This is a genomic window from Aeromicrobium panaciterrae, from assembly GCF_039537165.1.
In the GTDB taxonomy this organism is placed as follows: Bacteria; Actinomycetota; Actinomycetes; order Propionibacteriales; family Nocardioidaceae; genus Aeromicrobium; species Aeromicrobium panaciterrae.
On the sequence record NZ_BAAAZZ010000002.1, the window covers coordinates 3,046,617 to 3,062,072 of the forward strand.

The 15,456-nt window shown below is 67.7% G+C and carries 18 protein-coding genes and 1 riboswitch; of the genes, 17 read left to right on the forward strand and 1 reads right to left on the reverse strand.

Annotated features, from left to right (window positions below):
- Positions 1-104: 104 nt before the first annotated feature.
- The 10 genes from ABD683_RS15885 to ABD683_RS15930 all read left to right on the forward strand — a co-directional run bounded on the left by ABD683_RS15885 (position 105) and on the right by ABD683_RS15930 (position 7,085).
- Positions 105-704, forward strand: a complete 600-nt coding sequence (locus ABD683_RS15885) for a TetR/AcrR family transcriptional regulator (RefSeq protein ID WP_344771045.1) — start codon at positions 105-107, stop codon at positions 702-704.
- 28 nt (positions 705-732) lie between these two features.
- The gene (gene rpe / locus ABD683_RS15890; RefSeq protein ID WP_344771046.1) at positions 733-1,404 is read left to right on the forward strand and encodes a ribulose-phosphate 3-epimerase; all 672 of its coding nucleotides are present in this window, start codon (positions 733-735) and stop codon (positions 1,402-1,404) included.
- A 40-nt stretch (positions 1,405-1,444) separates the two neighbouring features.
- A riboswitch (FMN riboswitch) is annotated at positions 1,445-1,579 on the forward strand.
- An 84-nt stretch (positions 1,580-1,663) separates the two neighbouring features.
- Entirely contained in the window at positions 1,664-2,701 is a 1,038-nt protein-coding gene (gene ribD / locus ABD683_RS15895) for a bifunctional diaminohydroxyphosphoribosylaminopyrimidine deaminase/5-amino-6-(5-phosphoribosylamino)uracil reductase RibD (RefSeq protein ID WP_344771047.1), read from the forward strand.
- Positions 2,701-3,333: a riboflavin synthase gene (locus ABD683_RS15900; RefSeq protein ID WP_344771048.1), complete on the forward strand. Its 633-nt coding sequence runs from the start codon at positions 2,701-2,703 to the stop codon at positions 3,331-3,333. Before ribD ends, ABD683_RS15900 begins: the two co-directional genes overlap by 1 nt.
- Entirely contained in the window at positions 3,330-4,562 is a 1,233-nt protein-coding gene (locus ABD683_RS15905) for a bifunctional 3,4-dihydroxy-2-butanone-4-phosphate synthase/GTP cyclohydrolase II (RefSeq protein ID WP_344771049.1), read from the forward strand. Before ABD683_RS15900 ends, ABD683_RS15905 begins: the two co-directional genes overlap by 4 nt.
- Positions 4,559-5,041 (forward strand): 6,7-dimethyl-8-ribityllumazine synthase, encoded by a 483-nt coding sequence (ribH, locus tag ABD683_RS15910; RefSeq protein ID WP_344771050.1) that lies wholly within the window; start codon positions 4,559-4,561, stop codon positions 5,039-5,041. The genes ABD683_RS15905 and ribH overlap by 4 nt, the downstream gene beginning before the upstream one ends.
- 11 nt (positions 5,042-5,052) lie before the next feature.
- Positions 5,053-5,316 carry a phosphoribosyl-ATP diphosphatase gene (locus ABD683_RS15915; protein ID WP_344771051.1) on the forward strand — a complete coding sequence of 88 codons (264 nt, stop codon included), beginning with the start codon at positions 5,053-5,055 and terminating at the stop codon, positions 5,314-5,316.
- A 64-nt stretch (positions 5,317-5,380) separates the two neighbouring features.
- Positions 5,381-6,226 (forward strand): ATP phosphoribosyltransferase, encoded by an 846-nt coding sequence (hisG, locus tag ABD683_RS15920; protein WP_344771052.1) that lies wholly within the window; start codon positions 5,381-5,383, stop codon positions 6,224-6,226.
- Positions 6,214-6,627 carry a PH domain-containing protein gene (locus ABD683_RS15925; RefSeq protein WP_344771053.1) on the forward strand — a complete coding sequence of 138 codons (414 nt, stop codon included), beginning with the start codon at positions 6,214-6,216 and terminating at the stop codon, positions 6,625-6,627. The genes hisG and ABD683_RS15925 overlap by 13 nt, the downstream gene beginning before the upstream one ends.
- Entirely contained in the window at positions 6,624-7,085 is a 462-nt protein-coding gene (locus ABD683_RS15930; protein WP_344771054.1) for an SseB family protein, read from the forward strand. The genes ABD683_RS15925 and ABD683_RS15930 overlap by 4 nt, the downstream gene beginning before the upstream one ends.
- Positions 7,086-7,160: 75 nt before the next feature.
- Here the strand turns inward: ABD683_RS15930 and ABD683_RS15935 are convergent, their stop codons facing one another.
- Positions 7,161-8,165: an ACT domain-containing protein gene (locus ABD683_RS15935; RefSeq protein WP_344771055.1), complete on the reverse strand. Its 1,005-nt coding sequence runs from the start codon at positions 8,163-8,165 to the stop codon at positions 7,161-7,163.
- A gap of 280 nt (positions 8,166-8,445) precedes the next feature.
- Here ABD683_RS15935 and infC point away from each other — a divergent pair, with 280 nt between their 5' ends.
- From infC to pheT, 7 genes are all read left to right on the forward strand, one after another.
- Positions 8,446-9,165: a translation initiation factor IF-3 gene (gene infC / locus ABD683_RS15940; RefSeq protein WP_344771056.1), complete on the forward strand. Its 720-nt coding sequence runs from the start codon at positions 8,446-8,448 to the stop codon at positions 9,163-9,165.
- Positions 9,166-9,360: a 50S ribosomal protein L35 gene (gene rpmI / locus ABD683_RS15945; protein ID WP_344771057.1), complete on the forward strand. Its 195-nt coding sequence runs from the start codon at positions 9,166-9,168 to the stop codon at positions 9,358-9,360.
- A gap of 41 nt (positions 9,361-9,401) precedes the next feature.
- A complete protein-coding gene (gene rplT / locus ABD683_RS15950) occupies positions 9,402-9,794 on the forward strand; it encodes a 50S ribosomal protein L20 (protein ID WP_344771058.1) in 393 nt (130 codons plus the stop codon).
- 19 nt (positions 9,795-9,813) lie between these two features.
- A complete protein-coding gene (locus tag ABD683_RS15955) occupies positions 9,814-10,620 on the forward strand; it encodes a TrmH family RNA methyltransferase (protein ID WP_344771059.1) in 807 nt (268 codons plus the stop codon).
- 60 nt (positions 10,621-10,680) lie between these two features.
- Positions 10,681-11,718: a sensor histidine kinase gene (locus ABD683_RS15960; protein ID WP_344771060.1), complete on the forward strand. Its 1,038-nt coding sequence runs from the start codon at positions 10,681-10,683 to the stop codon at positions 11,716-11,718.
- A 58-nt stretch (positions 11,719-11,776) separates the two neighbouring features.
- Positions 11,777-12,880 (forward strand): phenylalanine--tRNA ligase subunit alpha, encoded by a 1,104-nt coding sequence (gene pheS / locus ABD683_RS15965; protein ID WP_344771061.1) that lies wholly within the window; start codon positions 11,777-11,779, stop codon positions 12,878-12,880.
- Positions 12,881-12,965: 85 nt separating this feature from the next.
- On the forward strand, positions 12,966-15,437 hold the full coding sequence (gene pheT / locus ABD683_RS15970) for a phenylalanine--tRNA ligase subunit beta (protein ID WP_344771062.1): 2,472 nt from the start codon (positions 12,966-12,968) through the stop codon (positions 15,435-15,437).
- Positions 15,438-15,456 lie beyond the last annotated feature (19 nt).

A 15,456-nucleotide genomic window follows, 5' to 3' on the forward strand; every position in this document is an offset into this window, starting at 1 on the left:
TCCCTTCCAGGAATGCGGTGGTGGAGTAGACTTAACGGAGAAGGACTCCGGTTCTCGAAATGACTATACGGAGACTATCTCCGGTTAACAAGGGAGGTGTAGTTGTGGCGTCCGTCACCACAGACACCGACGTCGCCGACGACGACATCAGGCCGATGCGCGCCGACGCCCGGCGCAACTACGACAAGCTCATCGCCGCCGCGCGTGAGGTGTTCACCGAGCGTGGCTCCGAGGGGTCTCTCGATGAGATCGCCAAGAGGGCCGGGGTCGGTCCGGGCACGCTCTACCGGCACTTCCCGACGCGCGACGACCTCCTCGACGCGTTGATGCGCGACTGGACCGAGCGGGTCGTGGCCGACGCCGAGGCCGCCGTCAGTGCCGACATCTCGCCCCGCAAGACCCTCGAGCAGTGGTTCACCGCCTACATCGGTCACGTGACGCTCCACCGTGGTGCAGCGGTCAAGCTCAGTGCGGCGATGGATGACGAGAGCTCACCGATGTACCGCAAGTGCCAGACGCTCATCAGTGCCAACGAGCATGTGCTCGACGACCTCGCCGGATCGGGAGCGCTTCGCTCGGGTGTCGAGGCGCGTCAGGTGATGCGCCTCATCAGTGGAGTTGCGACGTTCGCCGACTCGACCGGCATCGGCGAGGACGAGGTGACGCCGATGCTCGACATCGTCATCGACGGCATCCTCAAGTAGCCCCGACCCGCCCACTAGGCTTCCAGCCATGGGCATCCAGATCGCGCCGAGCATGTTGTCGGCTGACTTCGCCAACCTCGAGGCCGAAGCCACTCGCATCCCCGGCGCCGACTGGCTCCACATGGACGTCATGGACAACCACTTCGTGCCCAACCTCACGCTCGGCGCCCCCGTCATCGAGGCGCTCTCGAAGGTTGCCGCCCAGCCGATCGATGCCCACCTCATGATCGACGACCCCGACCGTTGGGCGCCGCAGTTCGCCGAGGCCGGCGCCAAGAGCATCACGTTCCACGTCGAGGCGGCCCGAGATCCGTTGACGCTGGCCCGCAACATCCGCGCTCAGGGTGCGAGGGCGTCGATGGCGATCAAGCCCGACACGGCACTGGAGCCGTACGCCGGACTGCTGCCCGAGGTCGACATGATCCTCATCATGACGGTCGAGCCTGGCTTTGGCGGCCAGTCGTTCATGGACTCGTGCCTGCCCAAGGTGGCGCAGGCTCGCGAGCTGATCGACCAGCACGGTGGTGACATCTGGCTCCAGGTCGACGGGGGGGTTTCGCTCGAGACGATCGAGCGGTGCGCCGAGGCCGGCGCCGACATGTTCGTCGCCGGTTCTGCGGTGTTCGGCGCCGACGATCCCGACGCCATGGTCGCCTCGCTGCGCTCACATGCCGAACGTCACACTCAGTCACCCGCATGAGCCGCTAGACTTTTGCCACGAGCAACCAGTATTGAACGCTCGCGTGCTCCGGGGTCGGTGTAATTCCGAACCGGCGGTTATAGTCCGCGACCCGCGGCCACACTTCGGTGGGGCAACGGTTGAGCCGGTGAAATTCCGGCACCGACGGTGAAAGTCCGGATGAGAGGCGCACGAGGTCACGGCACCGCTGTGGCCGCTTGGTGGCGTAGGCCGCCGGGCAACCCCGGGACGCGTGGGTCACTCACCACCCGGAGGACAGATGGCCAGCGAGATCGAGATCAGCGCAATGCGTCGTGCTCTCGACGCCGCACGAGGGGTCGCCCGTACGCTGCCCAACCCGCGCGTCGGATGCGTGCTGCTCAGCCCTGACGGCAAGGAGCTCGCCATCGGCGTGCATCGCGGCGTCGGCACCCCGCACGCCGAGGTGGATGCGCTGACCCAGGCCGGCGAAGCCGCACGTGGCGCGACCGCCGTCGTGACCCTCGAGCCGTGCAACCACACCGGCAACACGGGACCCTGCACCCAGGCGCTGATCGACGCCGGCGTCGCCCGCGTCGTGTTCGCGCAGATCGATCCCAACCGCACGGCTGCCGGCGGCACCAAGACGCTCAAGGCCGCCGGCATCGAGGTCGAGCAGGGCCCGCTCGCCGAGGAGGCCACCGACCTCAACGTCGAGTGGACGTTCGCGATGACCGCGGGTCGCCCGTTCGTCACGTGGAAGTACGCCGCGACGCTCGACGGGCTCAGCGCCGCACCCGACGGCACCAGCAAATGGATCACCAGCGAGGAGGCGCGCCGCGACGTACAGGTGTTCCGTGCCGAGGCTGACGCGATCGTCGCAGGCACGGGCGCCGTGATTGCCGACGATCCGCGCCTGACGGTGCGCGACGAGAAGGATCTTCCGCTGCCGTTCGAGCGACAGCCCCTGCGTGTCGTGGTCGGCGAGACCAAGATCCCCAACTACTACCGCGTCTTCGACCGGGTGGCACCGACGCTGTTGATCCAGTCACGCGACCCCGAGGTCGTGCTCAAGAAGCTCGTCGACAACGACATCCGGCACATCTGGCTCGAAGGCGGACCGCGGCTGGCCGGAGCGTTCTGGAACGCCGGCGTGATCGACCGGATCATCGGCTACATCGCCCCGGCGATGCTCGGCTCCGGCCGTGCCGCACTCGAGGGCGAGGCGACCACGCTCGCCGACCTGCGGCCCATCACGATCGACGACCTGACGATGGTCGGCCCAGACATCCGGATGATCGGCACTCCGGGGCGCATGCAGCGAGAGGACTTCGACTGATGTTCACCGGACTCGTGGAGGAGAAGGGCACCGTGACGGCCGTCGAGGAGCTCGGCGACTCCGTACGCATCACGATTCGTGGCCCCGTCGTCACCTCCGACGCCAGGCACGGCGACTCGATCGCGATCAACGGCTGCTGCCTGACCGTGATGGCCCAGGACGCCGACACGTTCAGCGCCGACGTCATGAAGGAGTCGCTCGACAAGACGTCACTCGGCGATCTGGTGGTCGGCGACGAGGTCAACCTCGAGCGCGCGACGCAGGCAGGCGCACGTCTGGGCGGTCACATCGTTCAGGGCCACGTCGATGGCACCGGCACGATCCTCGACCGCACGCCCAGCGAACACTGGGAGGTCGTACGCATTGCGCTGCCGGCGGAGCTGGCCAAGTACCTCGTCGACAAGGGATCCGTCACGGTCGACGGCACCTCACTGACGGTGGTCGAGGTCGTCGATCGCCAAGAATCAGACACCAGTGAGCCGTGGTTCTCGGTGTCGCTCATCCCGACGACCCTTGCCGACACGACGCTCGGCACCAAGGCACCCGGCGACCGGGTCAATCTCGAGGTCGACATCCTCGCCAAGTACGTCGAGCGCCTGCTGGGTGCTCGTGCAGAAGGAGCATCATCATGACCGAACACGCGAACGTACGGCTCGACAGCATCGAGCGGGCCATCGCCGACATCCGCGACGGCAAGGCGATCATCGTCGTCGACGACGAGGGACGCGAGAACGAGGGCGACATCATCTTCGCCGCGAGCAAGGCGACGCCCGAGCTCATGGCGTTCCTGGTGCGCTACTCCAGCGGCCTGGTCTGCGCACCGACGACCGGCGAGATCCTCGACCGGCTCTCGATCCCGCTGATGACCCCGCACAACCGCGAGATGATGCGCACGGCCTACACGATCTCGATCGACGCCCGTGACGGCATCACGACCGGCATCTCCGCGGCAGACCGCGCCCGTACGTGCCGTGTGCTCGCCGACTCGGCGACCGAGCCGTTCGAGCTCAACCAGCCGGGCCACATCCTGCCGCTGCGCGCCAAGGACGGGGGAGTGCTCGAACGGGCCGGCCACACCGAGGCCGCCGTCGACTTCACCCGCCTCGCGGGCCTGACGCCTGCTGGAGTCATCGGTGAGGTGCTGCACGACGACGGCACACTGATGCGCGCCCCGGCGCTGCGTGAGTTCGCCGACGAGCACGGCCTCGCACTCGTGTCGATCGAGGACCTCCAGGTCTTCCGTCGCCTTCACGACACGCAGGTGTCCCGGCTGGCCACGACGCGCCTGCCGACCGAGTTCGGCGAGTTCACGGCGCACGGTTATCGCGACCAGATCGACGGCGCCGAGCACATCGCTCTGGTGTTCGGCGATCCCGGCACCCAGGATGTCCTCACCCGCATCCACTCCGAGTGCCTCACCGGCGATGTGTTCGGCTCGCGCCGTTGTGACTGCGGACCCCAGCTCGAGCTGTCCATGACCGAGGTCACGGCTGCCGGAGCCGGCGTCGTCGTCTACCTGCGTGGTCATGAGGGACGCGGCATCGGACTGCTCCACAAGCTCCAGGCATATGCGCTGCAGGACGCCGGGCGCGACACGGTTGACGCCAACCTCGACCTCGGCTTCGGCGAGGACGAGCGCGACTACGCCGCGGGTGCGCAGATCCTGCGTGATCTCGGGGTCACCTCCGTACGACTGCTGACCAACAACCCCGACAAGACGACGGCGCTCGAGGCCTACGGAGTCAAGGTCACCGAGAGGCTGCCCCTCGTCGTGGCGCCGACCGAGGACAGCCTGCGCTACCTGCAGACCAAGGCCGAGCGCATGGGCCACGACCTTCCCGGACTCGGAGACGTGAAATGAGCGGCGCTGGAGCACCCGACCTCAGCGTCGACGCGACCGGTGCCAAGGTCGCGGTCATCGCGTCGAGCTGGCACACCGAGGTGATGGACGGGCTGATCGCCGGAGCTCAGCGCGCACTTGCCGACTCCAACGTCACCGACGTGACGCTGGTACGCGCTGCCGGCTCGTTCGAGCTGCCGTTGCTTGCACAGGCGTACGCCCGCGAGGGCTTCGACGCCGTCATCGCCCTGGGCGTGATCATCCGCGGCGGCACCCCGCACTTCGACTACGTGTGCGCCGCCGCGACTGACGGGCTCAACCGTGTGGCACTCGACACCGGCGTGCCGATCGGGTTCGGACTGCTGACGACCGACGACGAGGCGCAGGCTCTCGACCGGGCTGGTCTGGCTGACAGCCGCGAGGACAAAGGGCGCGAGGCCACCGAGGCCGCGCTGTCCACCTGGAACGTGCTGCGCACTCTCAAAGACCCACGCGGATAGACTTCGGGGCGATGAAGACCTTCGAAGATCTCTTTGCTGAGCTGACCGGCAAGGCAGCCAGCCGCCCTGAGGGCTCGCGCACCGTCGCCGAGCTCGATGCCGGCGTGCACGAGATCGGCAAGAAGCTCGTCGAGGAAGCCGCTGAGTCGTGGATGGCTGCCGAGCACGAAGGTGCCGAGCGCACGGCCGAGGAGCTCAGCCAGCTGCTCTATCACGCCCAGGTCATGATGATCGCCTCCGGAATCACCCTCGACGACGTCTACGCGCATCTGTGACGGTTGCCCGCCTCGCGGTCAGCCGTGCCTTCGTCCGTCACAGCTCCCCTGAGAAGAGAACCTGATGCTCAAGATCGCCGTACCCAACAAGGGCGCGCTCGCCGAGTCCGCCAGCCAGATGCTGGCCGAGGCCGGCTACCACCAGCGTCGCAATGCCAAGGACCTCGTCACCCTCGACCCCGACAACGACGTCGAGTTCTTCTACCTCCGCCCGCGTGACATCGCGATCTACGTGGGGGAGGGCACGCTCGACGTCGGCATCACCGGTCGTGACCTGCTGCTCGACTCCGGCGCGCACGCCACCGAGGACGTCGCCCTCGGCTTCGGCGCCTCGACGTTCCGCTTCGCCGCGCCGATCGGCTCGATGAGCACGGTCCAGGATCTCGCCGGTTCGCGGATCGCCACGTCGTACCCGGGCATCGTTGGCTCCTACCTCGCCGGCCACGGCATCGAGGCCGAGGTCGTACGCCTCGATGGTGCCGTCGAGTCGTCCGTACGCCTTGGTGTCGCTGACGCGATCGCCGATGTCGTCGAGACCGGCAGCACCCTGCGCCAGGCCGACCTCGAGGTGTTCGGCGAGCCGATCCTGTCGTCCGAGGCCGTGCTGATCACGCGTCAGGACACCCCCAACCCCGCGGGATTCGACGTCTTCAAGCGGCGGCTCGACGGCGTCATCGTCGCCCGGACCTACGTGATGATGGACTACGACATCCGGGTCGAACAGGTCGAGCGCGCCGTCGAGCTGACGCCCGGCATCGAGTCGCCGACCGTCTCACCCCTTCATCGCGAGGGGTGGGTCGCCGTGCGCTCGATGGTGCCCCGCGACGCCGCCCAGCGAGTCATGGACGGGCTGTACGAGCTCGGCGCCCGCGGCATCCTCGTCACGGACATCCTGGCGTGCCGGATCTGAGGACGTTCCGCCCCGGCGGGTCGCGGATCGTCGCGTACGCGGTGGCGGCCATCATGATCGTCCTCACGGCGGTCATCGGGGTCGCGTTGCCGTCGTACGTCGAGTTCACGGCGTTCGAGCTCGCGACGCTGGCGGCCATCCTCGTCGCGGTGCTGGCGCTCCTGCACGCAGTCGGTCGCAGCTTCGTACGAGCCGGCGAGGACGAGATCACGATCCGCAACGGCTACCGCACGCACACCGTGCCATGGTCCGACGTCGTCGGATTCGCGATGAATGAGGGTGCACCGTGGCCGACCATGGTCCACGGAGACGACGAGCGGATCATCCTGTTCGCCATCCAGCGTTCGGACGGCCCCTACGCCAAGGATGCGATGGCCTACCTGCGTGGACGTTTGGCATGACGCACGATCGCGACCTGGCCGAGCCGCAGTTCCCCGACGACGACGGCCTGACCGATCCGCTGCTCGCATCCGTCCTCGGTGACGACACCGCCGTGCTGCAGGCGCTGGGGGAGTCACGGGTCTTCGTGCCGATCATCCCGCTGTTGGGGGAGGTTCCTGCCGACGGCGACAAGAACGCCGACATGGCGGCGGTGCTGATGACCGGTGCGGATGGCCGCAGGGCTCTCCTTGCTTTCACGAGTGTCCAGACGATGGCGGCCTGGGACCCGCAGGCCAGGCCTGTGCCCGTGCTCGGGCGTGATGCGGCGCGCGCAACGCTGGCCGAGGACGCGGCTGCGCTGCTCCTCGACCTCGGCAGCCCGTCGTTCTCGGTCGTCGAGACCGCCGACGTCGAGCACCTCGCCGCGGGCCACGTGATGGTCCGTACGGCCGCCGGCACCGCCTGGGTCGTCGGCTAACCCCGCTTCGCAGTCCAACGCCTTCGGCGTGTGACGCTCACGCTTCGCCAGCGCGGGTGAGCGCTCCTTCGTCGGCTAACCCGTCTGGATCGAGCGGACCGCGGCGAGCGGTACCGAGATGTGCACGCCGCCGTCGCGGCGCTCGATCCGTGCCATGAAGCCCGCGTTGCCCACCGCGCGGAGCAGGGTGTCGTTGGACTCGGCGGTGATGAGGGTGAGCCGACCGGCGCCTGCGGTCTTGGCATGACTCGCAGCCTGCCTGACGAGGAGCGGCTCCAGACCGGCGTCCTGATGCGTGTCCTGGATCAGCAGGCGAAACGTCCAGATGTCGCCGAGGTCCTCGAGCAGTCCGTGTCCGACGATGTCGTGCGCCTGCTGGACGACCAGGGCCATGCCGTGGTCGGGTGCCACGAGACGCCGCGTCATCCGTGCGGTCATGGGGAGCTGCAGCGGCACCTGGTAGCGATCGAACAGTGTCGCGTCGCTGCAGCGCTGGTGCAGGGCCGCGACTGCCTCGGCGTCCTCGAGCGACGCCTGACGTACGAGAGGCACCGCCGAGCCGGGCAGGGCGGTCACGCGAGCCGTGGGACTGACGACTTCACGGGTGAGTGCGAGGAACGCCTGCGCTCGCTCCTTCTCGACGGGGGTGAACGGCCCGGCGCGGCTGATGCTCACCGCGGCACCGTTGCGCCGGTTGAGCTCGAGCACGTCGTGTCCCGCGTAGTCGGCGACATCCGGCGGTTCCGTCTCGAGCAGCTCCGCCAGCACGTCGGCGACGTCTCTGCCGTGCTCCAGCACTTCGCGCACGCCGTGGAGATATCGCGTGGCCGAGTCCACCGTCGCCCCCTGGTCGACGCGGGTCACGGACACCTGTGCCCCGCCGGCGCGCTCGAAGAGCTGCGCGATGTCGAGGTCGTCCCATCCGTCGGGTGCACTGACCACGAACACGTCGGTGACGCGCTCGCCCGTGGCGAACACCTGCATGCCCAGGATGTTGACACCAGCGTCGCCACAGGCGAGCGCAGTCTCGGCCAGGATCCCCGGCCTGTCGATGAAGGTCGTCCGTACGCGCCACAACATGGGTCCAGAGTGACGTCTGTGCCTTTCAGGACGGCGTCGGTCATGTTTCGTCGATGCAAACAGTCCAGCACCGCGGATTAGGTGTCGAAACGCATCCGCTGATATCCTTGTGGGCGAAGTGGAGGTCCACCTCCCACCTGCTTGGTCATCAGACCTTGGGGTTACGCCAGACAGAAGCACTCGGGTCTCCGGACCTGGATCCACTTGACTGGCCGACGGCGTTTCCGACTGCTGGAATACGCCACAGGTGGCTTCCGTTTCAGACGGGGGCCATTTTTTGATGGCCTCCCACACGATCTCAGGAGGATCCATCACCACAGAGCTGCGCGTCAACGACCGAATCCGCGTTCCAGAAGTTCGCCTCGTCGGTCCTGGCGGTGAACAGGTGGGCATCGTCCGTATCGAAGATGCCCTGCGACTGGCTGCTGAAGCCGATCTCGATCTCGTTGAGGTTGCTCCGACAGCTCGTCCTCCCGTTTGCCGGCTCATGGACTACGGCAAGTTCAAGTACGAGACGGCACAGAAAGAGCGAGAGTCCCGCCGCAACCAGACGCACACCATCATCAAAGAGATGAAGCTGCGTCCCAAGATCGATCAGCACGACTACGACACCAAGAAGGGTCACGTCGTCCGATTCCTCAAGGCCGGCGACAAGGTCAAGATCACCATCATGTTCCGCGGTCGCGAGCAGCACCGTCCCGAGCTGGGCTACCGGCTCCTGCAGCGGCTCGCCGGCGACGTCGAGGACCTCGGCTTCATCGAGTCCAACGCCCGCCAGGACGGACGCAACATGACGATGGTGCTCGGCCCGCACAAGAAGAAGTCCGAAGCCCAGGCAGAGGTCAAGGCCGAGAAGGTCAAGTCGATGGGCGAGAAGGCAGCCGAGAAGGAGGCCGACGAGGCCGCCGACAAGGCACACCGCGAAGCCGCCAAGAAGGTTGCAACACCCAAGAAGCCACGTCGTCGTTCCGAGAACCTCGACCCAGACATGGAGGCATAAATGCCGAAGTTCAAGCCCCACTCGGGGATGAAGAAGCGCGTCAAGGTGACGGGCAGCGGAAAGCTCCGTCGTGAGCAGACCAACCGTCGTCACCTGCTCGAGGTCAAGTCCTCCTCGCGCAAGCGTCGTCTCGAAGGTACTGCCGACGTCAGCAAGAACGATGTCCCGCGCGTGAAGAAGATGCTCGGTCTCTGACCGCGCCCCCGACATACCGAAAACCCTGAAGGAGAACTGAGATGGCACGCGTCAAGCGCTCTGTCAACGCACAGAAGAAGCGCCGCCAGACACTGGAGCGCGCTGCGGGCTACCGCGGTCAGCGTTCGCGGCTCTACCGCAAGGCCAAGGAGCAGGTCACCCACTCGCTGGTCTACAACTACCGTGACCGCAAGGCCAAGAAGGGCGACTTCCGTCGGCTGTGGATCCAGCGCATCAACGCTGCCGTCCGCGCCGAGGGCCTGACCTACAACCGCTTCATCCAGGGCATCAAGGCAGCTGGTGTCGAGGTCGATCGCAAGATCCTCGCCGACATGGCTGTCAACGATCCCGCGTCGTTCTCGACGCTGGTGCAGCTGGCCAAGGACAACATCCCGGCCGACGTCAACGCACCCAAGGACGGCGCCGCGGCCTGACCGCGGTTCCCTTCACGTGGTGGCGAGTCTGCCCGGTGAGCTCACCGTCCGCTCCGGACGTGTGAAGCACGCCAGGCGGCTCGCCACTCGTGCGTTCCGCGAGGACAACCGCGAGTTCCTCGCCGAAGGACCCCAGGCCGTACGGGAGGCGCTCGATGTCGAGGGCGCCACGCTCGAGGTGTTCGCCACGGCGGCCGCCACCGAGCAGCACCCGGACCTGCGGTCTGCGGCCGAGTCGGCCGCGATCACCTGGTACGTCGTGACCGACGTCGTCGTCGAGGCGATCGCCGACACGGTGCAGCCGCAAGGTGTCGTGGCCCGTTGCGCCATGATCGACCGCTCGCTCGACGTGCTCATGGCGTCCACGCCGTCGTTTGTCGTCGTGTGCGCCGACATCCGCGACCCGGGCAATGCCGGGGCCGTCATACGCGCGGCCGACGCCGCCGGTGCAGATGGCGTGATATTCGCCGGAGACAGCGTCGATCCCTACAACCCCAAGTCCGTGCGGGCGACGGTCGGCAGCCTCTTCCACCTGCCGATCGTGATCGACAAGGACCTCCACGGCGTCCTTCGACGGCTCCAGGGAGCCGGCCTGCAGGTGCTCGCCGCAGACGGCGGGGGATCCGTCGGCCTGTACGACACCGGGCTCGACCTCACGGCACCGACGGCGTGGCTGATGGGCAACGAGGCGTGGGGGCTGCCCGCCGAGATCCAGGCCGCGGCAGACCGGGTCGTGTCGGTGCCGATCTACGGCAAGGCCGAGAGCCTCAACCTCGCCACCGCGGCTGCCGTGTGCCTGTATGCCACGGCCCAGGCGCGCAGCTGACCGCTCGACATGGGGCGTCAGGTCGTGCCGAGTAGTTCTTAGGGACTAGATTCACCCTTCATGGACCTCGACGACTTCCCGGACGGCATCATCATCGCCGGCCCCGACGGGTCGGTCGAATACGTCAACGAGCGCATTCGGCACATGGCCCGCGCCGAGGGCGACGAGATGATCGGCATGCACCTGCGCGAAGCCGTGCCGTTCGACGACCTCAACGGCAACCCGTGGTACGACTCGACGCGCCCGTACGACGGCATTGCCACCCGCACGCGCATCTCCGAGCAGGCCTGGTGGTCTCCCAAGGGCAGCGAATACCTCATCACGGCATCGCTGGTCCGCGACAGGCCGGGGGGACCCGTGCGGCAGGTCGTCGTGAGCATCCGCAACGCCCGCGTGCGCAACCAGCGGGACCGTGAACGCTCCGACCTGGTCGCCACGGTCGCGCACGAGCTGCGCTCGCCGTTGACCGGCATCAAAGGCTTCACCTCGACGCTGCTCACGAAGTGGGACAAGTTCTCCGAGGAGCAGCGCCAGTTCATGCTCGAGACGGTCGATGCTGACGCCGACCGCCTCAGCCGCCTGATCACCGAGCTGCTCGACGCTGCGCGCATCGATGCCGGTCGCCTTACGCTCAAGCGTGGGCCCGTCAAGCTCGACGAGGTCGTGCGCCACGTTCTTCGCAACGTCTCAGGCGGTGCGACACCTCCGTTCGAGGTGAGCATCGGCGACAACCTCGACCTGATCTGGGGTGACAGCGACCGCATCGCCCAGGTCGTCACCAATCTCATCGAGAACGCTTTGCGCCACGGCTTCGGTCTCAAGCAGGTCCTGGTGCAGAACCACACGGTCGGCGGCCAGGATGGCGTCATCCTGTACGTGCTCGACAACGGTCCGGGCATCCCCGAGGAGATGCGCCAGCGCGTGTTCAGCCGCTTCTGGCGAGCGGGCCCGGGAGCCGGCAGCGGACTCGGCATGTACATCGTGCGCGGCATCGTGCTCGAGCACGGGGGGCAGGTCGAGATCACCGACGCCGAGGGTGGGGGCGCGAGCATCAGCACGTGGTACCCGATCAACGAGCCCGAGGGCATGACCGACTGACCCGCAGCACGTCGCGCCCGATAAAGTCGACTGCACCACCCACTGCTGAAAGGTCGGCATGTCCGCGCCCAACTCCGAGTACGACCCCGTCGAGGTGACCCCGTTGCGGGCCGACGAGGTCACCCGTATGCGCGACGAGGCCCTGGCCGCGATCGCCGGCGCCGACACGATCGAGGCCATCAAGCAGGTACGCATCGATCACGCGGGTGACCGCTCCCCGTTGGCGCTCGCCAACCGCGAGATCGGCGCCCTCCAGCCGCAGGCTCGCAAGGAGGCCGGTCAACGGGTCGGTGAGGCACGCGGAGCGATCAGCCAGGCTCTCGCCGCCAAGACGGCGGAGCTCGAGACGGCTGCCGAGGAGCTGGCGCTCGTCACCGAGGCGGTCGACGTGACGCTGCCGGTCGACGTACGACCCACGGGCGCTCGTCACCCGATCACCACGATCCAGGAGCACGTCGCCGACATCTTCGTCGCGATGGGCTGGGAGGTCGCCGAGGGACCCGAGGTCGAGGCCGAGTGGCTCAACTTCGACGCACTCAACCTCGGCCCCGACCATCCGGCGCGCACGATGCAGGACACGTTCTGGGTCGAGCCGGAGTCGGCGGCGATGGTGCTGCGTACGCACACGTCACCCGTGCAGGCTCGCACCATGCTGACGCGCAAGCCGCCGATCTACATCGTGTGTCCCGGTCGGGTGTTCCGCACCGACGAGCTCGATGCCACGCACTCACCGGTGTTCCACCAGGTCGAAGGTCTCGCGATCGACGAGGGACTGTCGATGGCGCACCTCAAGGGGACGCTCGACCACCTGGCCCGGGCGATCTACGGCGACGGCATGACGACGCGGTTCCGCCCCTCCTACTTCCCGTTCACCGAGCCGAGCGCCGAGATGGACCTGCTCTGCTACGTCTGCCACAACGAGCCGGAGGCCGTCGCGTCCTGCCGCACCTGCAAGGGCGAGGGCTGGGTCGAGTGGGGCGGATGCGGGGTCGTCAACCCGCGCGTCCTGATCGCCTGCGGCGTCGACCCCGAGCGCTACTCCGGCTTCGCCTTCGGCATCGGCCTGGACCGTACGATCACTTCTCGCTACGACATCGCCGACCTGCGCGATGTCTTCGACGGCGACATCCGCTTCACCGAGCCATTCGGAGTCGAGCTGTGAGCGAGCGCCAGCGAGTGAACCATGGGGGACTGCTCGCAGCCCTCCCGTACCGTGACCCTTCTTCTGAAACGGGAGGGTTGTGAGCATGCGCGTTCCCGTCTCCTGGCTGCGTGAGATCGTGGCCGTGCCCGCCGACGTCACCACCGAGCAGCTGGCCGCGCGCCTCACGGCGTTCGACCTCAAGCTCGAGGAGATCATCGGCGACTCCGTGGTCGGCCCGCTCGTGGTCGGCCGCGTGCTCTCCCTCGAGAAGGAGGAGCAGAAGAACGGCAAAACGATCAACTGGTGTCGCGTCGACGTGGGGCCCGACCACAACGACGAGGACGGCGGTCGCGGCATCGTCTGTGGCGCCCACAACTTCGTCGAGGGTGACCTCGTGATCGTGTCCCTTCCCGGTGCCGTGCTGCCGGGTGGTTTCGCGATCGCCGCGCGCAAGACCTACGGCCACGTGTCCGACGGCATGATCTGCTCCAGCGCAGAGCTCGGCCTCGCCGGTGACGCCAGCGGCATCATCGTCGTCGAACCCGGCACCGCCGAGGTCGGCGACGACGCGATCGAGCTGCTCGGCCTCGGTGCCGAGGTGCTCGACCTCGAGGTCAACCCCGACCGCGCCTATGCGCTGTCGCTGCGCGGCGTGGCGCGTGACACGGCGCTCGCGTACGGGCTCGACTTCAGCGACCCCGCGGACATCGACGTGCCCTCGAACGGCACGGGCTACCCCGTGAAGGTCGATGACGCGCACCGCTGCCCGGTGTTCGCGGCACGCATCGTTCGGAGCTTTGACCCGACCCGTCCGTCGCCGCGCTGGATGGCACAGCGCATCGAGCAGGCCGGCATGCGGTCGATATCGCTCGCCGTCGACGTCACCAACTACGTGATGCTCGAGCTCGGCCACCCGATCCACGGATACGACCTGGCCAAGCTCGAGGGCGACATCGTCGTCCGCCAGGCCCAAGAGGGTGAGAAGCTCACGACGCTCGACGGCGTCGTCCGTACGCTCTCCGCCGAGGACACCGTCGTCTGCGACGACCGAGGTCCGATCGGCCTGGCCGGAGTGATGGGTGGTGAGGACACCGAGCTGTCCGAGACCTCGACCGACGTGCTCATCGAGGCGGCGCACTGGGACCAGGTGACGACAGCGCGTACGGTCCGTCGTCACAAGCTCCCGTCCGAGGCATCCAAGCGCTACGAACGTGGCGTCGATCCCGCCCTGCCGGCGCGGGCGACGCAGCGGGTGGCTGAGCTCCTGGTCGAGCACGGTGGCGGAACGATCGACGAGGGCCTCACGGTCGTCGGCGAGGCTCCGGCGGCCACCGCGGTCACGATGCGCGTCGACCTGCCGGCGCGGGTGTCGGGCGTCGACATCGACGCGGCGACGGTCGTCGCGGCGCTCAAGGGCAATGCCATCGAGGTCGACCTCGACCATGACACGGTGACGGCAGTGCCGCCGACCTGGCGCTTCGACATCAACGACCCCTACGACCTCGTCGAAGAGGTGCTCCGCGTCGTGGGCTACGACAAGGTGCCGTCGGTGCTCCCGGAGGCCCCGGCCGGTCGCGGTCTCACCACCGCGCAGGTCATCCGACGCCGAGTCGGCATGGTGCTCGCGGGTGAAGGCCTGATCGAGGTCAAGACGTTCCCGTTCGCCGGCCCAGCCGACTGGGACAGGCTCGGACTGCCTGCGGATGACGTACGTCGCCGTCAGGTGCTTCTCGCCAACCCGCTGTCAGCCGAAGAGCCCGGCATGACGACAACCCTGCTCACGGGGCTGTTCAAGGCGCTGGTGCTCAACATCGGCCGTGGTCACGGCGACGTCAGCATCGTCGAGACGGGTCGCGTGTTCAACCCGCGCGGTGACGGCACGGCACCGATCTACGGCGTCGACGCACGCCCCTCCGATACCGAGCTCGAGGCGCTGTACGACGCGCTCCCGGACCAGCCGCAGCACGTCGCCCTGCTGATGGCGGGTGCGCGTGAGGCGAACGGGTGGTCCGGTCCCGGGCGCGCAGTCTCGTGGGGCGATGCGGTCGCGATCGTCCAGCACCTCGCCGAGGTCCTGCATGTCGACCTGACGGTCGAGCAGGCCCAGCAGATGCCGTGGCACCCGGGTCGTTGCGCCGCCTTCGTCCTCGACGGAGCGGTGATCGGTCACGCCGGCGAGATGCACCCGCGGGTGCTCAAGGCGTACGGTCTCCCGCCGCGCGTGGTGGGTGCCGAGATCGACCTCGACGCCCTCATCGCTGCCGCTCCGCGCATCGGTCCGCGGCCCGACTTCTCGACCTTCCCGGTCGCGAAGGAGGACCTCGCATTCATCGTTGACGCCCAATTGCCTGCCATCACGGTGCAGCGCGCGATCGAGGACGTGAGCGACCTGATCGAGTCCGTACGGTTGTTCGACGTCTACCAGGGAGACCAGGTGCCCGAGGGCAAGAAGTCGTTGGCGTTCGCGCTGCGACTGAGGGCACCTGACCGTACGTTGACCGACGACGAGATCAAGTCGGCCCGCGACGCTGCGATCCAGTCGGCGACCGCAGTGGGCGCGACGCTGCGCGCCTAGGACCTCGCCTCCTGCCGGA